Origin of the sequence: Corynebacterium lemuris (assembly GCF_024919295.1) — a bacterium.
GTDB classification, from domain to species: domain Bacteria; phylum Actinomycetota; class Actinomycetes; order Mycobacteriales; family Mycobacteriaceae; genus Corynebacterium; species Corynebacterium lemuris.
In genome coordinates this window covers 1-1,123 of record NZ_JANWTC010000046.1, presented here as the reverse complement: position 1 = coordinate 1,123, position 1,123 = coordinate 1, and the positions used below count along the sequence as shown (strand labels likewise).

The window sequence follows — 1,123 nt, the reverse complement described above, 5'->3', positions numbered from 1 at the left end:
CGAAGGAAAGCTGGACCGGGAGACGGCCCACCGGCAGGTGAAGTATCTCAATAACGTGATCGAGGCCGATCACGGAAAGCTCAAGATACTGATCAAGCCGGTGCGCGGTTTCAAATCGATCCCCACGGCCTATGCCACGATCAAGGGATTCGAAGTCATGCGAGCCCTGCGCAAAGGACAGGCTCGCCCCTGGTGCCTGCAGCCCGGCATCAGGGGCGAGGTGCGCCTTGTGGAGAGAGCTTTTGGCATTGGGCCCTCGGCGCTGACGGAGGCCATGGGCATGCTCAACCACCATTTCGCAGCAGCCGCCTGATCGGCGCAGAGCGACAGCCTACCTCTGACTGCCGCCAATCTTTGCAACAGAGCCCACCATGCCCGTGCACGCGACAGCTGCTCGCGCAGGCTGGGTGCCAAGCTCTCGGGTAACATCAAGGCCCGATCCTTGGAGCCCTTGCCCTCCCGCACGATGATCGTGCCGTGATCGAAATCCAGATCCTTGACCCGCAGTTGCAAACCCTCACTGATCCGCATGCCCGTTCCATACAGAAGCTGGGCGAACAAACGATGCTCGCCTTCCAGAAAACCGAGGATGCGAACCACTTCATCCGGGGTCAGCACCACCGGCAAGCGCCGCGACGGCCGAGGTCTTCCGATCTCCTGAAGCCAGGGCAGATCCGTGCACAGCACCTTGCCGTAGAAGAACAGCAAGGCCGCCAATGCCTGACGATGCGTGGAGACCGAAACCTTGCGCTCGTTCGCCAGCCAGGACAGAAATGCCTCGACTTCGCTGCTGCCCAAGGTTGCCGGGTGACGCACACCGTGGAAACGGATGAAGGCACGAACCCAGTGGACATAAGCCTGTTCGGTTCGTAAGCTATAATGCAAGTAGCGTATGCGCTCACGCAACTGGTCCAGAACCTTGACCGAACGCAGCGGTGGTAACGGCGCAGTGGCGGTTTTCATGGCTTGTTATGACTGTTTTTTTGTACAGTCTATGCCTCGGGCATCCAAGCAGCAAGCGCGTTACGCCGTGGGTCGATGTTTGATGTTATGGAGCAGCAACGATGTTACGCAGCAGGGTGACGGTGTTCGGCATTCTGAATCTCACCGAGGACTCCTTCTT

General features: G+C 59.1%; 2 pseudogenes. One reads left to right on the top strand and one right to left on the bottom strand.

Going from position 1 to position 1,123, the window contains the following annotated elements:
* Window positions 1-313, top strand: a pseudogene (locus tag NYP18_RS15310) (IS6-like element IS6100 family transposase); the annotation flags it as partial.
* Window positions 314-366: 53 nt separating this feature from the next.
* On the opposite strand, the pseudogene intI1 reads toward NYP18_RS15310, so the two are convergent.
* A pseudogene (gene intI1, locus NYP18_RS15305) lies at window positions 367-963 on the bottom strand (class 1 integron integrase IntI1); the annotation flags it as partial.
* Window positions 964-1,123 lie beyond the last annotated feature (160 nt).